Raw genomic sequence first — 22542 nt, forward strand, 5'->3', positions numbered from 1 at the left:
AGGATGTTGGTCTGGAAGGCGATGCCGTCGATCACGCTGATGATGTCCACGATCTTGCGCGAGGACACGTCGATGGAGGCCATGGTGCTCACCACCTGTTCGACCACCGCGCCCCCGCGTGCCGCCACGCCCGAGGCGGACACGGCCAATTCGTTGGCGCGCCGCGCGTTCTCGGCGTTCTGCTGCACGGTGGACGTCAGTTCCTCCATCGAGGCCGCCGTCTCTTCCAGCGCGCTGGCTTGCGACTCCGTGCGGGCTGACAGGTCGCCATTGCCGGCGGCGATTTCCGCCGAAGCGGTGGTGATGGCGTCGGTGCTCTCGCGCACCTGGCGCACCAAGCGCGCGAGGTTGTCACGCATGAGCTGGATGGCCGCCAGGATGCTGGTCTGGTCACCGGGGCGTGTCGCCACGTTCACCACCAGATTGCCGTCGGCGATCCGCTTGACGACCTCGGCCGCGTACTGCGGTTCACCGCCGAGTTGGCGCACCAAGGTGCGCAGCATGTCCCAGGCCAGCGCCACGATCACCAACATCAGCACCGCGCTGATCGACAGCAGGATGATGGTGTTGCGCCAGAAGGCATTCTGGATGTCATCAATGTAGTCCCCATAGCCAATGATCCAGTCCCAAGGCTCGAACTTGATGATGGCGTACAGCTTCTCGACTTCGTCCTTGACCCCGGGGCGCGTGCCCTTGGCCACCACGGTGCCGATCTCCTTGCCCTGCAAGGCCGCGCGGTAGCGCTCGCCCGCGGCCCGGCCCACATTGGCGTCCACGATGCCCACGCGCTTGGGGTTGGGGTGCACGTAGTTCACGTCGTCGGTGTAGCCGCGCACGAAGAAGTACTGGTCGTTCTTGTGAAATGCGCCGATGGCGCGCTTGGCTTCCTTTTGCGCGTCCTCTTTCGAGAGTTGACCGGATTTTTCCAGCTCGTAGGCTTTTTGGGCCGCTGCGTGGGCCAGCACCACCAGGGTGGACAACTGGTTGGTGCGTTCCCGCATCATGGATTGGTAGAGCGTGGTCAGCGCCATGGCCGACAGCGTGAGAAGGCCCAGCAGCGCCGCGCCGCACAGCAAGATGATTCGGGTCCGTAGCTTCATGCGCACTCCAGCGGTTTATGACAGATTTGTGACACGATACAACAGTTTCTTACCGAATCCACGGTCCAGGCTCGCCCACGCCGCCATGCCCACGGTGTTGGCGGCCAGGTAGGATGGCTTCAATCATGAGGGCTTCCGTGACCACGCCTTTGCCGAATCTGACCTGCCCCCTTTGCGGCGGGGACAACCAATGCGCGCCCGCGACAAGCGGCAGCTTCCAGGTCGATTGCTGGTGCAGGACGGCATCTGTCCATCCCGAGGCCTTGGCCCGCATTCCTCCTGAGCGGCGAGGGTTGGCTTGTCTGTGCCCGCGTTGCGCGGGTGTGAGCGACGGGCGGCCCGGGCCTGATTGAGCCTGACCGCCAGGTTTTCCCGGCTTGTTTTTGCGAGGCCCTTCCAAAGGACCCTGCCAGAGCGTCCCAGACAGGGCCTCTGCGCTAGAGTCAGGGCCTTTCTTTTTACTCTTGGAGACTCCATGTCCTTCATAGCCGATCTCGTGGTCGCGCTGGTCGCACTGCTGCATGTCTACATCCTCGTGCTGGAGATGTTCCTCTGGGAGAAGCCCGCTGGCCGCAAAGCGTTCAACTTGACGCCTGAATTCGCGCAGGCGACCCGGGTGCTGGCGGCCAACCAGGGCCTGTACAACGGCTTCCTGGCGGCTGGGCTGTTCTGGGGTTTGACGCTGGGCCCGGATGGAACGGGCGTGAAGGTCTTTTTCCTGGCCTGCGTCTTGGTGGCCGGGCTCTACGGCGCGGCCACGGCCAGCCGCAAGATTCTCTTCGTGCAGGGCTTGCCGGCGGCGATAGGCCTGATCCTGCTGTCCCTGGCCTGAACCCAGCGTCGGGTTTGCTGGCTCGCCAACTGAATGGCGTGGCCCAAGCAGGCAAGGAAGCGTCGTACACTGCAGATGTATCAAATTGTTTCGGCTCTTACTTTGCCCATGCCTTCCAGCACCGACTTTCAAGGTCTGTTCCAAGCGGCCCCGATTTCACTCTGGCTCGAGGACTACAGCCAGCTCAAGCAACTGTTCGACACCTGGCGCGCCGAGGGCGTGCAGGACTTGCAAGCCCATTTGCGTGCCGACCCTGCGCGATGGAACGAATGCGTCCGCAGCGTGCGGGTGCTCCAGGTCAACCAGCAGACCTTGTTGCTGTTCGGCGCCGAGACCGAGCAACAACTGATAGGTGCCTTGGACCGTGTGTTCAGCAATGACATCGAACATGGCATGGCGCGTGAGTTTCAGATGCTTTGGGACGGGGTGCTGGATTTCAGCAACCAGAGCGTGAATTACACGATGTCGGGCCAGCGGCTCGACATCCTGCTTCATGTGAGCGTGCTGCCGGGGCATGAACGCACGTGGGACCGGGTGATGGTCTCCTTGCAGGACATCAGCGCTCCGACGCGCGATCTCCAGCGCTTGCGCTGGAGCGAGCGTTACGCGCGCAGTCTTTTCGAGTTGTCCCCCGTCTCGCTGTGGGTGGAGGATTTCTCTGGCGTCAAGGAATTGATGGATGCCGTGCGGGCCTCGGGCGTTCAGGATTTCCGCACCTTCCTCGACGTGCATCCCGATTTCGTGGGCCGCTGCATGGCCAAGATTCGCGTGCTCGACGTGAACCAGCACACCTTGGCGATGTTTGCCGCTCGTGACAAGGAAGAGCTGATCAGCCGACAGGACGAAGTGTTTCGCGGCGAGATGAAAGTCTCCTTCTCCGAGCAGTTGCTGGACCTGTGGCATGGCAAGCTCCACCAAGTGCGCGAAGTGGTCAATTACGCCCTGGATGGGGAGCTGGTCAATATCCACATGCAGTTCGCCGTCATGCCGGGGCATGAAGCGGCGTGGGACCGGGTGCTGATTTCGCTGGTCGACATCACCGCCCGCCGCAAGGCCGAAGCCTACCTGGAGTATCTGGGCACGCACGACTCCCTCACCCGGCTGCGCAACCGTGCTTATTACAACGAAGAGCTCAACCGCATGACCCGGCGCGGTGTTTGGCCGATGAGCATCGTGGCCATGGACCTCAACGGCTTGAAGCAAGTGAACGACAGCCAAGGGCACGCGGCCGGTGACGCGCTGCTGCGGCGCGTGGGCGAGGTGCTGACCAAGGCCGGCGAGGAACTGCCGGGCATCTGCGTGGCGCGCACCGGCGGAGACGAATTCGTGGCCTTGATCCCCGGCGCCGACGAACGCGCGGCGCAGCACCTCATCAGCCGCATCGAGAACATCATGGAGCTGAACAATCAGTTCTACCCGGGCCAGAAGCTCAGCCTGTCCATGGGCTACGCGACTTGCCAGGCGCCCGCCGAGGTGGAATCGGCGATCCACCGGGCCGACCAACAGATGTTCCGCAACAAAAAGGACCACTACGCGGAAACGGGCGTGGACCGGCGGCAGTAGCCCTATTTGCCGCGGCGTGGGATTTCAGGGGGTCAGGGCCGTTCGTCCGTGCCGGGTGGTGGCTCTTCCCATGCGTACCCCACGCCATAGACGGATCGGATTGGGTCTCGGCCTGGTGCTGCCGCGTCCAGCTTGCGGCGCAAGTTGCGCACGTGGCTATCGATGGCGCGATCGGTGATGGCGCGGCCATCGTCGTGCAAATGATCGAGCAACTGAGCGCGGCTCAAGATGCGTCCCGCTTGCGCGGCGAGGCTGCTGAGCAGCCTGAACTCCGCCGGTGTGAGATCCAGTGCCTGGCCAGCATAGCTTGCGCGCAAGGTGGCGTCATCGAGTTGCAGCGTGCCTGGCTGCGCTGAAGCAGGCGGCCCCCAGGCCGCGCGGCGCAATTGCGCCTTGACGCGGGCCACCACCTCACGCGGGTTGTAGGGCTTGCACAGGTAGTCATCGGCACCGACTTCCAGTCCGAGGAGACGGTCCAGTTCGTCCACGCGGGCTGTCAGCATGATCAGGGGGGCATGGCAGAAAGCGCGAAGCTGGCGGCAAACACTGATGCCGTCCAGCCCGGGCAGCATGAGGTCAAGCAAGATGACGTCGGGCGCATGCGCCCGCACCGCCGCTTCAACGGCCAGGCCATTGTCGACATGGGTCGTGGCAAAACCCTCGGCCCGCAGGTAAACCATGAGCACCTGCGCCAACTTGGGTTCGTCCTCGACGATCAGAATCCGCGGTGGGGCGTTCATGACGAGATCGTTCCGCGCATGCGCGGAAGAGTGACGCTGATGCGCAAGCCCCCCAAGGGCGATGCCGATGCCGCGATGTCACCACCGTGGGCCAACGCGATGTTGCGGCAGATTGCCAAGCCCAACCCTGACCCACCCGCGGCGCGGTTGCGCGAACGATCGACGCGGAAAAAACGCTCGAAAAGACGGGGGATGTCGTGCGCAGGCACACCCGGTGCACTGTCTTCAACGACGATCTGCCAGTCGGGCCCCGTGCTCGCGAGTCGCAGCCGCACTTGGCCGGGTGCATCGGTGTAGCGGCGTGCGTTTTCGATCAGGTTGTCCAGCATCTGACGCAGGCGAGCCTCATCCCCTTCGAGGGGTGCGGGCCTCTCGACGCCATCGATGGCGAAGCTGAGGCCGCCTTGCACCAGTCGGCTGCGATGGCTTTCTGTCACGCGCTCAAGCACGTCGGACAGATCCAAGGGAACCATGTGGTAGCGCATCGCGCCAAGATCGGACAAGGCCAGCTGGTCGAGGTCGCTGACCAGGGCGCTGAGGTGCTCGGTTTCGTCCAGGAGGGATTGGATGGCAGACTGATCCAACGGACGAAGGCCGTCGGCAAGCAATTGCAATTCGCTGCGCAGCACCGACAGCGGTGTGCGCAGCTCGTGAGAGATGTCGGCGATGAATTCACGCCTCGAGGCGGCATTGCGGCTCAAGGTCAGCGCGAGGTGGTTGAAGTCCCGCGCAAGCTGGCCCACCTCGTCCTGGCGCTCGATCTCAACCTTCACGGCGTGATCGCCTTGAGCCAACGCATGGGTGGCTCGCGCGACCTGCTTGATGGGGCGCACCAACTGCCGGGCCGCTGTCCAGGCGACGAGTGCGGCCAGCATCAGGCCCACGCCCAAGGCCAGCCAGCCAGCCATGCGCTGGCCCTCCTGAAAGCGCTGGTCACCGCCATCGGCCACGCTCTGGAATGGTTCTAGAACGATCCAGCCCACGGTCTGACCAGCGACCATGATGGCGCGGCGCGGCCCGCGGTCCGTGAGATTGCGGTAACCGGCCACCCATTGGCCTTGAACGTCAATCAGGGATAGGCGCAGCATGGCGCCGGTGAGATCCGACAGCGGGGACAGGCCGGACTCGGGCGTCCAATCCGCCGGCAGCTCCTCCCCTGCCGTGGGCCGAATCAGTTCGAACCAATGCCGGGGCTGTTGACGCAGGAAATCCCAGTTCCCGTGGCTGGCATATGCCTGCGCCGCGCGCGGCAGCACGAAACTCAGGCGCTCCTCCGCCAAGTTGTTGAGGTATCCGAGAAAGCCCCGTTCGAACGCCAGCCGCGTGACGACGCCACTCACGGTGATGGAGACCGTGGCGCTGATCAGGATGGCGCAAAACAGGCGGGCGGAAATGCCCAAAGGGCGCAAGCGCGGGATTTTCATGAGGCGGGATTGGGCCGTGAGGGACCGCATCCGTCAAGTTGCGATCGGGGTGGCACGTGCCGGAAGACGGGCTTCAATTTTCCTGCACATTTGGTCGCGACCATGGCGGCATGCCTTGTCAGGAGTCACCCAAATGAGCCGCACGTCTTTCCGCATCATCGTCCCAGCCATCAGCTTGATTCTGGCCGCCAGCCTGGCGGCCTGCAAACCCGCCGTCAGCCAAGTCGCGGCGCCGCGCGCCACTGAGGTGGGCGTCGTCACCCTCGAAACCCGTGCCGTGACGCTGCAGTCTGAATTGCCCGGCCGCACCGTGGCGCAGAGCACGGCGGAGATCCGCCCCCAGGTGTCCGGTCTGGTCCAGCAGCGTCTGTTCCAGGAGGGTGGCCAGGTCCAGGCCGGTCAGGTGCTGTACCGGATCGACCCCGCGAGTTATGAGGCCACGGTGCGCAGTAACGAGGCCGCCGTGGTCAAGGCGGAAGCTGCCTTGCTGGTGGCACGCCAGACCGCGACGCGCACGCAGGCGCTGCTCGAGGCGGGGGCCGGGACCGCCCAGGACCATGAAACCGCTGAGTCGAACCTGCGACAGGCCGATGCCGCGCTGCAGTCGGCCCAGGCGCTGCTTGCCTCCGCGCGTCTGGACCTGGACCGTACCCGCATCACCTCGCCGATCACGGGGCGTGTGGACACTTCCTCGGTCACGGCTGGGGCCCTGGTCACGGCGAACCAGACCACGGCCTTGACCACGGTGTCGCAGACCGATCCGATGATGGTGGACATTCCGCAAAGCTCCACTGAGCTGCTCCGCCTGCGTCAGCAGCTCAGCGCGGGCAAGCTCAAGACGGGCACGCTGCGCATTCGCCTCGTGTTGGAGGACGGCAGCGTCTATCAGCACGAAGGCCAGCTCAAGGTGGCGGGCGTGACGGTGAATGCCGCCACGGGCGCCGTGACCCTGCGCGCCGAGGTGCCAAATCCACAGGGGCTGCTCTTGCCTGGCATGTTCGTGCGGGCCTTGCTGGACCAGGCGGAAGACCCCACGGCGCTGTTGGCACCCCAAGCGGGCATCGCGCGCAACAGCCGTGGTGAGGCGACGGCGCTGGTGGTCGAGACCGATGGAAAGGTCGTCGAGCGCAAGGTCACGGTGGACCAGGTCATCCATGGCCAATGGCGCGTGACCAGTGGTCTGGTCGCGGGTGATCGCCTGATCGTCGAGGGCCGCAACAAGGTCATGGTCGGGCAGATCGTGCACGCGGTGCCCGCCAGCACCGCGGTGGCGGATGCCACGACGAATGCCACGCCGGACGTCGGCGTGGCGACGCGTTGAGGAGCTGTTCATGGCACGCTTTTTCATAGACCGGCCCATCTTTGCCTGGGTCATCGCCATCGTCATCATGCTGGCGGGCGGTTTCTCCATCAATCGCATGTCGCTGGAGCAATACCCCGACATCGCGCCCGTGCGCATCAGCGTCAATGCCAGCTACACCGGCGCCAACGCCCAGACCATCGAAGACTCGGTGACGCAGGTCATCGAACAGCAGATGAAGGGACTCGATGGCTTGCAGAACATGGCCGCCAGTTCGAGTGCTGGTTCGTCCACGGTGGTGTTGAATTTCGTGGCCGGCACGGATGCCGACGTCGCTCAGATGCAGGTGCAGAACAAGGTGCAGCAGGCACTCAGCCGCCTGCCCCAGGCCGTGCAGTCCATGGGCGTCACCGTGACCAAGAGCGGTACCGATTTCCTGATGGTCATCACCCTGGTGTCGGAGGACGTCTCGGTGACCTCGGCGGACATCGCCGATTACGTTTCTTCGACCCTCAGCGACCAGTTCGCCCGCATCGACGGCGTGGGGGACGTCACGGGCATGGGCTCGTCCTACGCCATGCGCATCTGGCTGGACCCGAACAAGCTGGCCCAGTACGCGCTCATGCCTTCGGACGTCAGCGGCGCCATCGAAAGCCAGAACACCCAAGTCGCGGTGGGGCAGCTCGGCGCTCTTCCGGCCGTGGCCGACCAGGCGCTCAACGCCACCATCACGGCGCGCAGCAAGCTGCGCACGGTCGAGCAGTTCCAGGAGATCATCCTCAAGTACGACGCCAAGGGCGCGGTGGTCAAGCTCTCGGACGTGGCGCGCGTGGAGTTGGGCAGCCAGAGTTACACCGTCAACACCACCTTCAATGGCAAACCGTCGGCAGGCATGGGCATCAAGCTCGCCACGGGGGCCAATGCCTTGGGCGTGGCCGAAGCCGTCAAGACCAAGCTGGCGCAACTGGAACCAGGTTTTCCGATGCGGCTCAAGGCCGTGGTCGCCTATGACACCACGCCCTTCGTGCGCATTTCCATCAAGGAGGTCTTGATCACGCTGGCCGAAGCCATGGTGCTGGTCGTGCTGGTCATGGGCCTCTTCATGCAGAGTCTGCGCGCCACCTTCATTCCGGCGATCGCGGTCCCCGTGGTGCTGCTGGGAACCGTGGGGGTGCTCGCCGCGGCGGGATATTCGATCAATACCCTCACCATGTTCGGTTTGGTCTTGGCCATCGGGTTGCTGGTGGACGATGCCATCGTGGTGGTGGAGAACGTGGAACGCCTGATGCGGGAGGAAGGCCTGAGTCCGCGCGAAGCCACGCGCAAGAGCATGGGTGAGATCACCGGCGCGTTGGTGGGCATTTCACTCGTGTTGTCGGCGGTGTTCATCCCGATGGCCTTTTTCAGCGGCTCCACGGGCGTGATCTACCGCCAGTTTTCCATCACGATTGTCTCCGCCATGGCGCTGAGCGTTCTGGTGGCGCTGACACTCACGCCCGCGCTTTGCGCCACGCTGCTCAGGCCCCACGGCGCTATCGACCTCGCAGGTGGGCGTTTTGGATTCATGCGGCGCTTTTTCGGCGCCTTCAACCGCCAGTTTGAGCGCCGCACGACGCAGTACCAGGGCTGGGTGCAATACCTCCTGAGCCGTGGCTTGCGGGTCATGATCGTGTATGGCGTGCTGGCCGTGGCGCTGGTGATCGGCTTCCTCAGGTTGCCGACGTCCTTTTTGCCCGACGAAGATCAAGGCGTGCTCATGGCCATGGTGCAGTTGCCCAGTGGCGCGACGGATGCGCGCACGGTCGCGGTGTTGAAGGACGTCCAGGACTATTTGCGCCAACAGCCCGAAGTGAAGAGCTACCTCTCGATCCGAGGTCTGAATGGCGACCAGGCCTCGGCCAATTTCTTTCTCATGCTCAAGGACTGGTCCGAGCGAGAGAAGCCGGGGCAATCCGCGGCCGAACTGGCGGCGCGCTACACGCGTGAGCTGGCCACCGTGCGCGACGCGCGGGTCTTCGTGATGCTGCCGCCGGCCATCCGGGGCCTGGGCAGCAACGCGGGTTTCACCTTGGAACTCAAGGACGCCGCGGGGCTGGGGCACGACCAGCTGGTGGCCGCGCGCGATCAGTTCTTGCAACTGGCGCGCAAGGATGTCCGCCTCATGGGCTTGCGCGCCAGTGGCCTGGACGACGCTGCCGAGATCTCGGTCAGCATCGATGACCGCAAGGCCAACGCCCTGGGCGTGAGCACGGCCGATGTCAACGCCACGCTGTCGGCGGCCCTCGGTGGAAGTTACGTCAACGATTTCATCCACCAGTCTCGGGTCAAGCGCGTGTACTTGCAGGGTGACGCGCCGTTTCGCATGCAACCGCAGGACATAGGCCGTTGGCAAGTGCGCGGCGGCAACGGCGACATGGTTCCGCTGAGCGCCTTCACCTCCATCACGTGGACGAGCGGGCCCCAAAAGCTGGAGCGCTACAACGGCTTTTCCGCCATGGAGATCGTCGGTTCTCCCGCGCCAGGCGTGAGTTCCGGTGCGGCCATGGTGGCCGTGGAGGACATCGTGGCGAAATTGCCGCAAGGCATAACTTACGAATGGGCGGGGCAGTCCTACCAGGAGCGGCTCTCGGGTTCCCAGGCACCGGCGCTCTACGCCGTCTCCATCCTGTTCGTGTTCCTCTGCCTGGCGGCCCTGTACGAGAGCTGGTCCGTGCCTTTCTCGGTGATGCTGGTCGTTCCCCTGGGGCTGATTGGTGCGGTGGGCGCCACCTGGCTGGCGGGGCTGAACAATGACGTGTACTTCCAGATCGGTTTGCTGACCACGGTCGGGCTATCCGCCAAGAACGCCATCCTCATCGTGGAGTTCGCGCAGCAGCTGGTGGATCAGGGGCAAGGTGTGATGCGCGCCGTTTTGCAGGCGGTCAAGCTGCGTCTGCGCCCCATTCTCATGACCTCGTTGGCCTTCATCTTCGGCGTGCTGCCCCTGGCTCTGGCAAGTGGCGCGGGTGCGGGCAGCCGCCAGGCCATCGGCACGGGCGTGGTGGGCGGCATGTTGAGCGCCACCGTGTTGGGGGTCTTCTTCATTCCCGTTTTTTACGTCGTGGTGCGCCGGATCTTCAGCCGCTCGCAAGCCACGCAGGAGGTGCTGTGATGCGTTCCCATCGTTCCTACAGGGTGCCCGCCTTGCTGCTCGTCGCGCTCGTGCTGAGCGCTTGCGCGAGCTACCAGCCCGGCGCCTTGCGCAGCGAATTGCCCGCTGACACGGTGCCCGCGCAATTGCAGGGCTCGAGCAAGGGTGATTTACCCGCGCTCGCTTGGCGCGGCATCGTCACCGATCCGCGCCTGGTGCAGCTGGTCGAGCGGGCCTTGGTCAACAATCTGGATCTGCGGCTGGCCGCGCTCAACATCGACGCGGCGCGCGCCGCCTACCGCATCACCGACGCCGCCTTGCTGCCCACGGTGACGACCAGCGGCACGGTCACCCGCGCGCGCAGTTCCGCGGCCCTCGGCACTGGCGTGGCCACCACGCAGTACGGTGTCTCCCTGGGGGTGGCCGCCTGGGAGATCGACCTCTGGGGTCGTCTGGGCGATCTCAAGTCGGCGGCGCTGGCCAGCTATCTGTCCAAGGAGGAAACCCGCGCCAGCGTGCAGGCGACACTGATCTCCGAGACCTTGCAGGCCTGGCTCACCCTCTCGGCCGACCGGCAGCTCGCGCGCCTCGCGCAGGAGACGCTGGACGACTGGAAGGAGACCTTGTCATTGACAGAACGCAGGCAGGCCTTGGGCGCTGCTTCCACGCTGGACGTCGCGGCGGCTCAGGCCAGTGTGCAGACCGCGCGCGCCGACTTGGCGAGCGTTCGTACCCAGGTTGACCAGGACCGCAACGCGCTGCGTGTGTTGCTGGGCGGCGAGCTTGACGAGGCCCTGCTGCCTGGAGAGCAGGAAGCCGACGACCTGGCTCGGCTGCCCGCGGTGCCCGGCGATTTGTCTTCCGCCGTGCTGTTGCGCCGTCCGGATGTGCGCGCGGCCGAGCGCAGCCTACAGGCGCAGGAGGCCAACGTGGCGGCGGCTCGCGCGGCCCTGTTTCCCAGCATCAGCTTGACGACATCGGCTGGGCAAGCCAGCACCAGTCTGGAAACGCTTTCTCAATCTGGTCAGCGGACCTGGAGCATCGCGCCCAGCATCAGCCTGCCCATCTTTGACGGCGGCGCGGCGAAAGCGCAACTGCAGAGCGCTCGCGTGGACCAGCAGATCGCCTTGACCAATTACCAAAAGACCTTGCAGACCGCGTTCGAGGAAGCTGCCAATGCCCTGGCCATCCGTCAGCGCATCGACGAGCGCCTGGCGGCGCAAGGCGCACAGGTGCTAGCGTATGAAACGGTGCTGCGCCTGACTGAAACCCAACGCAAGCTGGGGGCCGCCAGTGCCCAGACCGTGCTGACCGCACAGCTCAACCTCTACGCCGCGCAGAAGACGCTGATCTCGCTGCGACTGACGGAACAGGCGAATCGCCTGACGCTGTACAAGGTGCTGGGCGGGGCTTGACGGCGGCGGGCAGCCGCCAAGCCGGGCGCAATGGCGCAATGGGCCAATGAGCGGCAATAGGCCGCTCGCCTCAGGTGTGATGGGCTCATGGCGCGCAATTCTTGCGTGACGCTGCCAAAATGGACGCTGTTCATCCCCAACAAGGAGCCGCCGCCATGCCGCACGCTTTCGCCTCCACCCTCAAGAGCTTCACGACCGCCTCGGGCAAATCCGGGCAGTTCTACTCCCTGCCCGAGCTGGCCAAACAGTACCCGGCCATCGCCCGCCTGCCGGTGTCGCTGCGCATCGTGCTGGAGTCGGTGCTGCGCAACTGCGACGGCAAGAAAGTGATGCCCGAGCACGTCGCGCAACTGGCTCACTGGCTGCCCAACGCGCCACGCACCGACGAAATCCCCTTCGTGGTGTCGCGCGTGGTGCTGCAGGATTTCACCGGCGTGCCGTTGCTGGCCGACCTGGCCGCCATGCGCAGCGTCGCCCAGCGCCTGGGCAAGGACCCGCGCCGCATCGAGCCCCTGGTGCCAGTGGACCTGGTGGTGGACCACTCCATCATGGTCGACCACTACGGCAAGAAGGATTCGCTGGACCTGAACATGCGGCTGGAGTTCCAGCGCAACCGCGAACGCTACGAGTTCATGAAGTGGGGCATGCAGGCCTTCGACACCTTCGGCGTGGTGCCGCCCGGCTTTGGCATCGTGCACCAGGTGAACCTTGAGTACCTGGCCCGCGGCGTGCACCAGATGAAGGGCGCGGGCAAGAAGGACGCGCCCATCTGCTACCCCGATTCGCTGGTGGGCACCGACAGCCACACCACCATGATCAACGGCATCGGCGTGGTCGGCTGGGGCGTGGGCGGCATCGAAGCCGAGGCCGCCATGCTGGGGCAGCCGGTGTACTTCCTGACGCCCGACGTGGTGGGCTTCGAGCTGACCGGCCAACTGCGCGAGGGCGTGACGGCCACCGACATGGTGCTCACCGTCACCGAAATCCTGCGCAAGCACAAAGTGGTGGGCAAGTTCGTCGAGTTTTTTGGCGAAGGCACGCGCACCTTGTCCGTGCCGGACCGCGCCACCATCGCCAACATGGCCCCCGAGTACGGCGCTACCATGGGTTTCTTCCCGGTGGACGAATGCACGGTGGACTACTTCAGCGGCACCGGCCGCACGGCCGCCGAGATCGAGCGCTTCGAGGCGTACTTCAAGGCCCAGGGCCTGTTCGGTGTGCCCGCCAGCGGCCAGATTGACTACTCGCAGGTGGTCAAGCTGAACTTGGGCGACGTCACCCCCAGCTTGGCCGGTCCCAAGCGCCCGCAGGACCGCATCGAGATCGGCAAGGTCAGCAGCCAGTTCTCCTCGCTCTACAGCCTGCCGAACTCCGCCAACGGTTTCAACCGGCCGGCCGACACACTGGACACCCGCTACCCGGTCAGCACCGGCGGCAAGGACGTGACGGTCGGCAATGGCGACGTGCTGATCGCCGCCATCACCAGTTGCACCAACACCTCCAACCCCAGCGTGATGCTGGCTGCGGGCCTGCTGGCCAAGAAGGCGGTGGAGGCCGGTCTGAAGGTCCAGCCGCATGTGAAGACCTCGCTGGCGCCCGGTTCGCGCATCGTCACCGAGTACCTGACGGAAGCCGGCTTGCTGCCTTACCTGGAAAAACTGGGCTTCGCGCTGGCCGGCTACGGCTGCACCACCTGCATCGGCAACGCGGGCGACCTGACCTCTGAGCTGAACGAGGTCATCACGAAGAACGAGCTGGTGTGCGCGGCCGTGCTGTCGGGTAACCGCAATTTCGAGGCCCGCATTCATCCCAACCTGAAGGCCAACTTCCTCGCCAGCCCGCCGCTGGTCGTGGCCTATGCCATCGCCGGCAACGTCCGGCGCGACCTGATGACGCAGCCGGTGGGGCAGGGCAAAGGCGGCAAGGAGGTCTACCTGGGCGACATCTGGCCGAGCAGCGACGAGATCCACAAGCTGATGAAGCACGCGATGAAGGGCAAGGCCTTCCGCGAGAACTACGCCAAGGTGGCCAGCGAGCCCGGCAAGCTCTGGGAAAAGGTCGCGGGCGTTTCGGGTCAGACCTACACCTGGCCCGCCAGCACTTACATCGCCGAGCCGCCCTTCTTCGAGGGATTCACTCTGGCGCAGGGCGCCAGCACGGCCGCGTCGGTGAAGGGCGCCAAGATCATGGCGCTGTTTGGTGACTCCATCACCACCGACCACATCTCGCCGGCCGGCTCCATCAAGGAAAGCTCACCCGCCGGCGTCTGGCTCAAGGCCAACGGTGTGCAGAAGGCCGACTTCAACAGCTACGGCGCGCGCCGCGGCAACCACGACGTGATGATGCGCGGCACCTTCGCCAACGTGCGCATCAAGAACCTGATGCTACCCGCGGCAGCGGATGGTTCACGCGAGGAAGGCGGGCTCACGCTGTACCAGGGCGGTGGTACGGGCCCGGCGGTGAAGATGCCGATCTACGACGCCGCCATGCAGTACATGGCCGCCGGCACGCCCACGGTGATCTTTGCCGGTGAGGAGTACGGCACCGGTTCCAGCCGCGACTGGGCCGCCAAGGGCACGCAGTTACTGGGCATCAAGGCCGTGGTGGCGAAGAGCTTCGAGCGCATTCACCGCAGCAACCTGGTGGGCATGGGCGTGCTGCCGCTGCAGTTCAAGGGCAGTGACTCCTGGCAGACCCTGGGACTGACCGGCAACGAAACGGTGGACGTGCTGCCCGTGCCGGAACTGACGCCGCAGAGCGACGCCAAGCTGGTCATCACCCGCGCCGATGGCCGCCGCCAGGAAGTGACTGTGACGCTGCGCATCGACACCCCCATCGAGGTGGACTACTACCGCAGCGGCGGTATCCTGCCCTTCGTGCTGCGCCAGTTGCTGACCTGATACGTTGGCTTGAGCAGACCCTGAAATACAAAGGCCCCGTTGATGAACCGGGGCCTTTGTCGTGTCGGATGGGCAGGACGGGATTTGTGATGTCCGTGCTGATGTCTACCAGTTGCAAGGACCCCAGGCGTTCATGTCGCCGCCCGAAGGATCGTTGAGCGCGACGGAGCCGGTGTTGCCCTTGTGGTTGAAGCTGACGCATTGATTGACGACGCTGTTCCCATAGTTCCAGGTATTGGTTTTGCCCGTGCTGTCGGTGATGTTCATCTGTCCGTCGGCCGCGCCGTCCGTGTAGGTGTAGTGAAGGTCGATGGTCGTCCCGGGTGCGACGGTGCAAGGGCCGTTCTTTTGGGTGCAGCTGGACGTGTTGGCACTGCCGAAAAAGACGTTGCCATGCTGTTTATACGTGGGTTCGACTTGGAACTTCCAGTTGCAGCTGCTGTTGTTGTAGATGTGCCGGTAGCACGAGTAGAGCGGCGCTTGGGCCTGTTGTTCCGGTTTGCCTGTGTGGGCGCAGCCGAGCAGCAAAACCGAAGCGGCCGCCACGGCCAGGGTGCGTGCAGTCACGTTCATGAGATTCCTCCGCTGATTGAATGGGCGGCGGCATTCTATGCAGAGGGGCCAGCACGGTGAAGGCACTTCCGGCTGTCAAAGCGTGCCCGCGCCACCGGGGGTGACGCGGGCACGGCAAGGACTTAGCCGCGTTCGGCCATGACCTTGTCGGCCACCTCGCGCGACGCCTGGGCGTAGTGCTTGAACTCCATGCTGTAGATCGCACGGCCCTGGGTCAGCGAGCGCAGCGTGGTCGAGTAGCCAAACATCTCGGCCAGCGGCACCTCGGCGCGCACCAGCTTGCCGCCACCGCCTGGAATGTCTTCCATGCCCTGCACCATGCCGCGGCGCGAGGACAGGTCACCCATCACATTGCCCGTGAAATCCTCGGGGGTTTCCACCTCCACGGCCATCATGGGCTCCAGCAGCACGGGCGTGGCGCGGCGCAGGCCTTCGCGCAAAGCCATGCTGCCCGCCATGCGGAAGGCGTTCTCGTTCGAGTCCACGTCATGGTAGGAACCGAAGGTCAGCGTCACCTTGACGTCCACCACCGGGTAGCCCGCCAGGACGCCGGACTTGAGCGCTTCGACCACGCCCTTGTTCACCGCGGGGATGAACTCGCGCGGTACCACACCGCCCTTGATGGCGTCCACGAACTCGTTGCCATGGCCCGGCGCCTGCGGTTCCAGCTTGAGCACCACGTGCCCGTACTGGCCTTTGCCGCCGGACTGCTTGACGAACTTACCCTCCACGTCGGCCACGGCTTGGCGGATCGCCTCGCGGTAGGCCACCTGCGGCTTGCCCACGTTGGCGGCCACGCCGAACTCGCGCTGCATGCGGTCCACGAGGATCTCCAGGTGCAGTTCACCCATGCCGGAGATGATGGTCTGGCCAGACTCTTCGTCGGTGCGAACGCGGAAGGACGGGTCCTCTTGCGCGAGGCGCGACAGCGCCACGCCCATCTTCTCCTGGTCGGCCTGGGTCTTGGGCTCCACCGCCTGAGAGATCACGGGCTCGGGGAACACCATGCGTTCCAGCACCACCACCTGGGTCGGGTCACTCAGGGTGTCGCCCGTGGTCACGTCCTTGAGACCCACGGCGGCCGCGATGTCGCCCGCGTAGACAGCGTCGATCTCCTGGCGCTTGTTGGCGTGCATCTGCACGATGCGGCCGATGCGCTCACGCTTGCCCTTGACCGGGTTGTAGACCTGCTCGCCCGACTTGACCATGCCCGAATAGACACGGAAGAACACCAACTGGCCCACGAAGGGGTCGGTCATGATCTTGAAGGCGAGCGCGGAAAACGGCTCGTCATCCGATGGGTGGCGTTCCACGGTTTTCTCGGGGTCGTGCTCGTCCTGCCCGACGATGGCGGGAATGTCCAGCGGCGAGGGCAGGTAGTCGACCACCGCGTCCAGCATGGCCTGCACGCCCTTGTTCTTGAAGGCGCTGCCGGCCAGCATGGGCACGATCTCGCCAGCGATGGTGCGCTGGCGCAGGGCGACTTTGATTTCCTCCTCGGTCAACGTTTGGCCGTTGAGGTATTTGTCGAGCAGGGCTTCGCTGGCCTCGGCCGCGGCCTCGAGCATCTGTTCGCGCCAGGTGGTGGCGGTCTCGACCAGCTCGGCCGGGATGTCGGCATACGTGAAGCGCACGCCCTGGCTCGCATCGTCCCAGACGATGGCTTTCATCTTGACCAGGTCGACCACGCCCTGGAAGCCCTCCTCGGCACCCACGGGAATCTGGATCGGCACGGCCTTGCCCTTCAGGCGTTCGGTGATCTGCCGTTGCACGCGGAAGAAGTCCGCGCCCACGCGGTCCATCTTGTTGACGAAGGCCAGGCGCGGTACCTTGTATTTGTTCGCCTGGCGCCAGACGGTCTCGGACTGCGGCTGCACGCCGCCCACGGCGTCGTAAACCATCACGGCGCCGTCGAGCACGCGCATGCTGCGTTCGACCTCGATGGTGAAGTCCACGTGGCCGGGTGTGTCGATGATGTTGATGCGGTGTTCCGTGCCGGTGCCCGCCATGCCTTTCCAGAAGGCGGTGGTGGCGGCCGAGGTGATGGTGATGCCGCGTTCCTGCTCCTGCGCCATCCAGTCCATGGTGGCGGCGCCGTCGTGCACTTCACCCAGCTTGTGGTTCACGCCGGTGTAGAAGAGGATGCGTTCGGTGGTCGTGGTCTTGCCCGCGTCAATATGGGCGCTGATGCCGATGTTGCGGACGTTTTGGATGGGGGTTTTGCGGGACATGATGAAGGCTCACTGGCAAGAGCCGGTCCGCAAAACAAGGAAAAGCGGCCGGCCCGATGGAAGGGCGAGCCGCGCACGCACGGCTCAGGGGACGAGCAAAACAGGGGTGCGTGCGATTTGGTACATCGGAATCTCCGTGAAGGGCGGCAATGGTAGAGCAAACGAGATGGCGGCGCAGGGGCGCAATTCAAGGCCCTGGTCCGGACCGTGTCATCCAGGGGCGTCTGGGCCTTTGAGGGGGTCTGGGTCCGCGCGCGCGTTTCAACGGGGCGGGGGCAGCGCCCGCTGGCACCCGGCCAGCAAGGCACCGACCCCCAGGGCCACGGCCGAGAACAGCAGGCCGCGCTGCAGTCCACCGGCGGCGTCGGCGATCCAGCCAACGATGGTGGGGCCGACGATCTGGCCCGCCGCGAAAACAATCGTGAAGGCGCTGATGCCGGCCGGCCAGTGCGCGGGCGGCAGGTTATGCCGCACCATGGCCGTGGTCGAGGCCACGGCCGAGAGGAAGCAGGCACCGAACAGGATTCCGGAGGCGAACACGACCCCTGGCTGGGCTGTCCAGGCCGGTAGCAGTGTGGCCACGCAGAGCAGCCCGTTCAGAATGGCCAGGGACTGGCCGCCACGAAACCGGTCCAGCAGGCGCGCCCAAATGCGCGAGGACGCGAAGGTCGCCACGCCCAGCAAGGTGAAGAACACGGTGACGCCCTGCGAAGTCATGCCGGTTTCCTTGAGCATGGCGATGACAAAGGTCATGTAGCCGATGTACCCCAGGCCAAACATCAGGTAACCCAGCAGACCGAATTTCAGCGGGCCTGCCCTGAAACCACCACCGGTCGCGGTCTGCGTCGCGGGCGCGGGAATGTGCCGCGTGGGCAGGGCCATGATTGCGCTGGCCAGCAGCGCCAGCGCACCCAGCAACCACCAGGCCCATTGCCAGGGGTGCGGCGCTCCCTCGTGGGCGGCGGCCTGCATGACAGGCGGCAGCAGCAGCGCAGCCGCCACGATGCCAAGGCCCGTGCCGCCGTAGTAGAGCCCCAGCAGCAATCCGGCACGCTGCGCGTGCAGGGCGGCTAGACGGCTCACCAGCAGCCCCCCCGCGACGAAGAGGAAAGCGCTGGTGAGGCCGGTCACCACGCGCAGCGCGAGTTGTGCCGTGGTGTCGGTGACAAAGCCAGGCACGAAGGTCAGCAAGGCCGTGCCAAAGGCACCGAGGATGAGCACGCGGTGCGCTGTGAGTCGGCGCATCAACAGCGGTGTGGCCAGCGCGCCCAGGAGGTAGCCCAGGGCATTGCCGGTGTTCATGCCGCCCGCGACCAGGTAGGACCAGCCCAGGTCATCGCGCATGGGTGTCAGCAGCAACGCGTAGGAGAAGCGCGCCACGCCCAGGGCGATGGCCGTGCCCAGCGAGAGCGCCAGGGCGGTCAGGATGGGATGGCGCGCGACGAAGGCCTGCTCATCAGCGAGCGGGGCTGGGGCGGATGGCATGGGTCGAGGGTTCATGGAGAGTCATGCGGCGCTGCTCAGGAGCGCCACGGTCCATCGTAGTGCAGCCGAAGCCTTGGTGCCGCCACAGCAACGGTTGCAGGTGTAGGGGCGAACGTGATCGTCACTCTGACAGGATTCTGCGTGGCCCAGGCCCTTCCTCGGACAGGCTGTCCAGCGGATTGCGCAGCTTGCAGGCACCCAGGGACAGGCAGCCGCAGCCGATGCAGTCGTCCAGCTGGTCGCGCAGCGCCTGCAGATGAGCGATGCGCGCGTCCAGTTCCTGCTGCCAGTTTTTCGACAGCCGCGTCCAGTCGCGCGCGTTCGGCGTGCGGCCCTCGGGCAGGGCGGCAAGTGCCGCGCCGATGTCTTCCAAGGAGATGCCGATGCGTTGCGCCACCTTGATGACGGCCACGCGGCGCAGCACATCCCGCGCGTAACGACGTTGGTTGCCCTCGTTGCGCACGCTGTGGATCAGGCCCCGCGCCTCGTAGAAGTGCAAGGCCGATACCGCGACGCCCGAACGCTGGGCCACTTCACCGACGGAAAGAGGGCGGCCGATGTCGGCCGGATCGAGTCTGGGCATGAACGTCCTTGACATGAAGTTAGCTTGAGGTTTTAACCTGCCTGCCTTTTCATTGCAAGGAGTACGCATGTCCGACCATCAAGCTGTCATCCGCCAACTGTACAAAGAAGGCTTCAATCAAGGTCGTCTGGAATTGCTGGATCGCCTGTGTGCGTCCGATTTCATGGCCAGCCCAGGCGACAAGGGCTTGGCCGCGTTTGCGCAAGGTGTGGAGGCGCTGCGTGCCGGATTTCCGGATGTGCGCTTCGAGATCGAGGATTTGTTCGGAGAGGGTGACCGGGTGGCCGTGCGCTGGCGCTTCGAGGCGATACATGCGGGGCCGTTCCAGGGGCACGCCGCCACGGGCCGCCGGGTGACGCAGACCGCCAATGTGATCTATCAGTTCAAGGAGGGCAAGATCTGGCGGGCCTGGATCCAGGTGGATCGCCTGGGATTGCTGCAGCAGATCATTCCTTGAATACCGGTGCGCGTTTTTCCATGTTCGCCGTCATCGCCTCGCTCAAGTCCTGGCTCATCAGCATGGCGGCGTTCCAGGTGGCGACGTAGTTCAGGCTGTCGGCCAGGCTGTGGTCGCGGGCGTAGCTGATCATCTCCTTGGTGCCGCGGATGGACAGCGGCGACTTCGAGGCGATGGTTGCTGCGATTTCCTGCACGCCGGCGTACAGGGCTTCGCGGCTGTCGAACACGCGGTTGACCAAGTCCATCTGGCGGGCTTCCGCCGCCTCGAACCTGCGGCCGGTGTAGGCCAGTTCGCGGGTGATGCCCTCGCCCACCAGCTTGGGCAGGCGCTGCAGCGTGCCCACGTCGGCGGTCATGCCGATGTCGATTTCCTTGATGCTGAAGTAGGCGTCCGCGCTGCAGTAACGCATGTCGGCGCAGGTGATCAGGTCGATGCCACCGCCGATGCAGCCGCCATGGATGGCGGCCAGCACCGGCTTGCGGCAGCGCTCCAGGCTGGTCAGCGTGTCCTGCAGGTCCAGGATCAGGCGACGCAGGGCCTCTCGCGAGCGGCCGTCGCAGTCGTTGTGGATCTGCGGCGCGATCTCCATCATCATCTGCAGGTCAATGCCCGCGCAGAACAGCTTGCCTTCGCCCTGGAGCACCGCCACGCGGGCCTCGGGCGTGCGGTCCACCCACTCGAAAGCGCGGCGGATGTCCTGCCACATCGTGGCGTTCATCGCGTTGGCCTTGTCGGGGCGGTTCAGGCGCACGGTGGCGATGTGGGCGTCGAGCGAGAGGGCGAGGGTTTCAAGCTGCATGGTGTCTCCTTGTGTGTCTTCCGCTTCAGGACACATGCAGGGTGCATCAGCGAGCACCACAGAGCTGCGTCACATCGCGGTTTTTATTGCTCTACACGCGCCCTTGAGGTTCACTCCTCATGGGTGTGTCTCCGGCATAACAAGACCTACGGGCAATTGTTAGCCTGCGACGCAGCCTGGAAGTCTTTCAGACTTCCAGGTTGTGGTTACGACTAACAAGCCTGCGGCAGTTGTTAGTCTTCACCGTGGTTCGTTTGTGTCTCCGGCATAACAAGCCCTGCGGGCAATTGTTAGCCTGCGACGCAACCTGGAAGTCTTTCAGACTTCCAGGTTGTCAATCAATCGGGTTTTGCCGAGTTTGGCGGCGCCGAGCACGACGAGTTTGTCTGGCCCGAAATCCTCGGGGCCTTGGGGTGGCTGCAAGTCGACGCGGCGGCGCACGGTCAGGTAGTCCGGGTGCCAACCCCGACCGCTCAGGGTTTGCAGGGCGTGCAGTTCGATGGCGGCGGTGTTGTGTTCGCCGCGCTGCAGCGCGCTGGCCATGCCTTGCAGGGTGCGCGACAGCTGCACGGCCTCGGCGCGTTCGGCAGGGCTGAGGTAACCGTTGCGCGAGGACAGGGCCAGTCCGTCGGCGGCGCGGCGCGTGGGGCCGGTGATGATCTCGATGGGCAAGGCCATCTGGCTCACCATGCGGCGGATCACCATTTGCTGCTGGTAGTCCTTGGCGCCGAACACCGCGTAGCGCGGTTGCACGATGTTGAAGAGCTTGTGCACCACGGTGCAGACGCCCGTGAAGAAGCCAGGGCGGAACTTGCCTTCCAGGATATCGGCCAGCGCGGTCGGCGGTTGCACGTTGTAGCCCTGGGGCTCTGGGTAGAGCTCTTTTTCGTCCGGAGCGAACACGATGTCGCAGCCCGCGGGGGCGAGCTTGGCGCAGTCCGCCTCCAGGGTCCGCGGGTAGGTGTTGAAATCTTCGTGCGGCAGAAACTGCAGGCGGTTGACGAAGATGCTGGCCACCGTGACGTCGCCCAACGGCCGGGCCTGCTCCACCAAGGCCAGATGCCCGTCGTGCAGATTGCCCATGGTGGGCACGAAGGCGGGGCGCTCGTGTTGGCGCAACTCCGCGCGCAGTTCGGAAATCGTGTGGATGACTTTCATCGGGAGGTCTTCACCAGGCGTGTTGTTCGTTGACCGGGAAGCGACCGTCCTTCACGGCCTTGACGAAGGCTTCCATCGCGCCACGCACGCTGCCGGCGTCGGCCATGAAGTTGTGGACGAACTTGGGCATCTTGCCCAGGTTCATGCCCAGCATGTCGTGCAGCACCAGCACTTGGCCCGCGCAGTCGATGCCGGCGCCGATGCCGATGGTGGCGCAACGTGGCATGGCTTGTGTGATTTCGGCGGACAAGGCAGCGGGCGTCATCTCCAGCACCAGCAGGGCCGCGCCCGCGTCTTGCAGTTCGAGTGCGTGGCGCTTGAGCGTCTCGCCCGCCTCGCCACGGCCTTGCACGCGGTAGCCCCCCAGGGCATGGACCGTCTGGGGCGTGAGGCCAAGGTGGGCGCAAACCGGGATGCCGCGTTCGACCAGAAAACGCGTGGTCTCCGTCGTCCAACCGCCGCCTTCGAGCTTGACCATGTGCGCGCCGGCTTGCATGAGCACGGTGGCGCTGCGCAGGGCCTGCTCCTTGGACTCATGGTAGGAGCCAAATGGAAGGTCGCCGATGACCCAGGCCGTGCCCTGCACGCGGCGGATGCCGCGCGTCACGCTTTCGACGTGGTAACGCATGGTCTCCAGGCTCACGCCCACGGTGCTCGACAGGCCCTGGCACACCATGCCCAGGGAGTCACCCACCAGCACGCACTCCACGCCCGCCGCGTCCGCCGTGGCGGCGAAGGTGGCGTCGTAGGCCGTGAGCATGGTGATCTTCTCGCCACGCGCGTGCATCTCGTGCAAGCGGGGCAGGCTGACGGGCTTGCGCGTTGCGGGCGCGCTCGCTGGCGGCAGGG

18 protein-coding genes are annotated in these 22542 nt (G+C 65.1%); 8 read left to right on the forward strand and 10 right to left on the reverse strand.

Annotated elements, in window-relative coordinates; all coding sequences use genetic code 11:
* A partial coding sequence (locus HGR_RS11460; protein ID WP_006298412.1) for a cache domain-containing protein occupies window positions 1-1100 on the reverse strand: 1100 nt, incomplete at its 3' end.
* A 125-nt stretch (window positions 1101-1225) separates the two neighbouring features.
* Here HGR_RS11460 and HGR_RS17080 point away from each other — a divergent pair.
* The 3 genes from HGR_RS17080 (at window position 1226) to HGR_RS11470 (ending at window position 3495) form a co-directional block, all read left to right on the forward strand.
* Window positions 1226-1453, forward strand: coding sequence for a cysteine-rich CWC family protein (locus HGR_RS17080; RefSeq protein WP_081463524.1), 228 nt, complete (start codon window positions 1226-1228; stop codon window positions 1451-1453).
* A gap of 122 nt (window positions 1454-1575) precedes the next feature.
* Window positions 1576-1932 carry a DUF1304 domain-containing protein gene (locus HGR_RS11465; protein WP_006298413.1) on the forward strand — a complete coding sequence of 119 codons (357 nt, stop codon included), beginning with the start codon at window positions 1576-1578 and terminating at the stop codon, window positions 1930-1932.
* Between the two features lie 108 nt (window positions 1933-2040).
* Entirely contained in the window at window positions 2041-3495 is a 1455-nt protein-coding gene (locus HGR_RS11470; protein ID WP_039853351.1) for a sensor domain-containing diguanylate cyclase, read from the forward strand.
* A 32-nt stretch (window positions 3496-3527) separates the two neighbouring features.
* Here HGR_RS11470 and HGR_RS11475 read toward each other — a convergent pair whose 3' ends face one another.
* On the reverse strand, window positions 3528-4235 hold the full coding sequence (locus HGR_RS11475; RefSeq protein WP_006298415.1) for a response regulator: 708 nt from the start codon (window positions 4233-4235) through the stop codon (window positions 3528-3530).
* Window positions 4232-5659 (reverse strand): ATP-binding protein, encoded by a 1428-nt coding sequence (locus tag HGR_RS11480; protein ID WP_039853352.1) that lies wholly within the window; start codon window positions 5657-5659, stop codon window positions 4232-4234. Before HGR_RS11480 ends, HGR_RS11475 begins: the two co-directional genes overlap by 4 nt.
* Window positions 5660-5792: 133 nt before the next feature.
* On the opposite strand from HGR_RS11480, the gene HGR_RS11485 reads away from it, so the two are divergent.
* From HGR_RS11485 to acnA, 4 genes are all read left to right on the forward strand, one after another.
* Window positions 5793-6980 carry an efflux RND transporter periplasmic adaptor subunit gene (locus HGR_RS11485; RefSeq protein WP_006298417.1) on the forward strand — a complete coding sequence of 396 codons (1188 nt, stop codon included), beginning with the start codon at window positions 5793-5795 and terminating at the stop codon, window positions 6978-6980.
* Between the two features lie 10 nt (window positions 6981-6990).
* Window positions 6991-10110 carry an efflux RND transporter permease subunit gene (locus tag HGR_RS11490; RefSeq protein WP_006298418.1) on the forward strand — a complete coding sequence of 1040 codons (3120 nt, stop codon included), beginning with the start codon at window positions 6991-6993 and terminating at the stop codon, window positions 10108-10110.
* Window positions 10110-11504 carry an efflux transporter outer membrane subunit gene (locus HGR_RS11495; protein ID WP_006298419.1) on the forward strand — a complete coding sequence of 465 codons (1395 nt, stop codon included), beginning with the start codon at window positions 10110-10112 and terminating at the stop codon, window positions 11502-11504. The genes HGR_RS11490 and HGR_RS11495 overlap by 1 nt, the downstream gene beginning before the upstream one ends.
* Window positions 11505-11659: 155 nt before the next feature.
* Entirely contained in the window at window positions 11660-14404 is a 2745-nt protein-coding gene (gene acnA, locus HGR_RS11500; RefSeq protein WP_006298420.1) for an aconitate hydratase AcnA, read from the forward strand.
* Window positions 14405-14509: 105 nt separating this feature from the next.
* Here acnA and HGR_RS11505 read toward each other — a convergent pair whose 3' ends face one another.
* The 4 genes from HGR_RS11505 to soxR all read right to left on the reverse strand — a co-directional run bounded on the left by HGR_RS11505 (window position 14510) and on the right by soxR (window position 19276).
* Entirely contained in the window at window positions 14510-14977 is a 468-nt protein-coding gene (locus HGR_RS11505; RefSeq protein ID WP_006298421.1) for a hypothetical protein, read from the reverse strand.
* A gap of 122 nt (window positions 14978-15099) precedes the next feature.
* Window positions 15100-17208: an elongation factor G gene (gene fusA, locus HGR_RS11510; RefSeq protein ID WP_006298423.1), complete on the reverse strand. Its 2109-nt coding sequence runs from the start codon at window positions 17206-17208 to the stop codon at window positions 15100-15102.
* 261 nt (window positions 17209-17469) lie between these two features.
* The gene (locus tag HGR_RS11515; RefSeq protein ID WP_006298425.1) at window positions 17470-18693 is read right to left on the reverse strand and encodes a YbfB/YjiJ family MFS transporter; all 1224 of its coding nucleotides are present in this window, start codon (window positions 18691-18693) and stop codon (window positions 17470-17472) included.
* A gap of 121 nt (window positions 18694-18814) precedes the next feature.
* Window positions 18815-19276 (reverse strand): redox-sensitive transcriptional activator SoxR, encoded by a 462-nt coding sequence (soxR, locus tag HGR_RS11520; protein ID WP_006298426.1) that lies wholly within the window; start codon window positions 19274-19276, stop codon window positions 18815-18817.
* A gap of 67 nt (window positions 19277-19343) precedes the next feature.
* Between soxR and HGR_RS11525 the strand changes: the two genes are divergently transcribed.
* A complete protein-coding gene (locus HGR_RS11525) occupies window positions 19344-19733 on the forward strand; it encodes an ester cyclase (RefSeq protein ID WP_006298427.1) in 390 nt (129 codons plus the stop codon).
* Here the strand turns inward: HGR_RS11525 and HGR_RS11530 are convergent.
* From HGR_RS11530 to panB, 3 genes are all read right to left on the reverse strand, one after another.
* Complete coding sequence (locus HGR_RS11530) at window positions 19723-20535, reverse strand: crotonase/enoyl-CoA hydratase family protein (RefSeq protein WP_006298428.1); 813 nt, start codon at window positions 20533-20535, stop codon at window positions 19723-19725. The genes HGR_RS11525 and HGR_RS11530 overlap by 11 nt on opposite strands.
* Before the next feature lie 318 nt (window positions 20536-20853).
* Window positions 20854-21693: a pantoate--beta-alanine ligase gene (gene panC, locus HGR_RS11535; RefSeq protein WP_006298429.1), complete on the reverse strand. Its 840-nt coding sequence runs from the start codon at window positions 21691-21693 to the stop codon at window positions 20854-20856.
* A 10-nt stretch (window positions 21694-21703) separates the two neighbouring features.
* A complete protein-coding gene (panB, locus tag HGR_RS11540; protein ID WP_006298430.1) occupies window positions 21704-22540 on the reverse strand; it encodes a 3-methyl-2-oxobutanoate hydroxymethyltransferase in 837 nt (278 codons plus the stop codon).
* Between the last annotated feature and the right edge of the window lie 2 nt (window positions 22541-22542).

It is taken from the genome of Hylemonella gracilis ATCC 19624 (genome assembly GCF_000211835.1).
Taxonomy (GTDB): Bacteria; Pseudomonadota; Gammaproteobacteria; order Burkholderiales; family Burkholderiaceae_C; genus Hylemonella; species Hylemonella gracilis.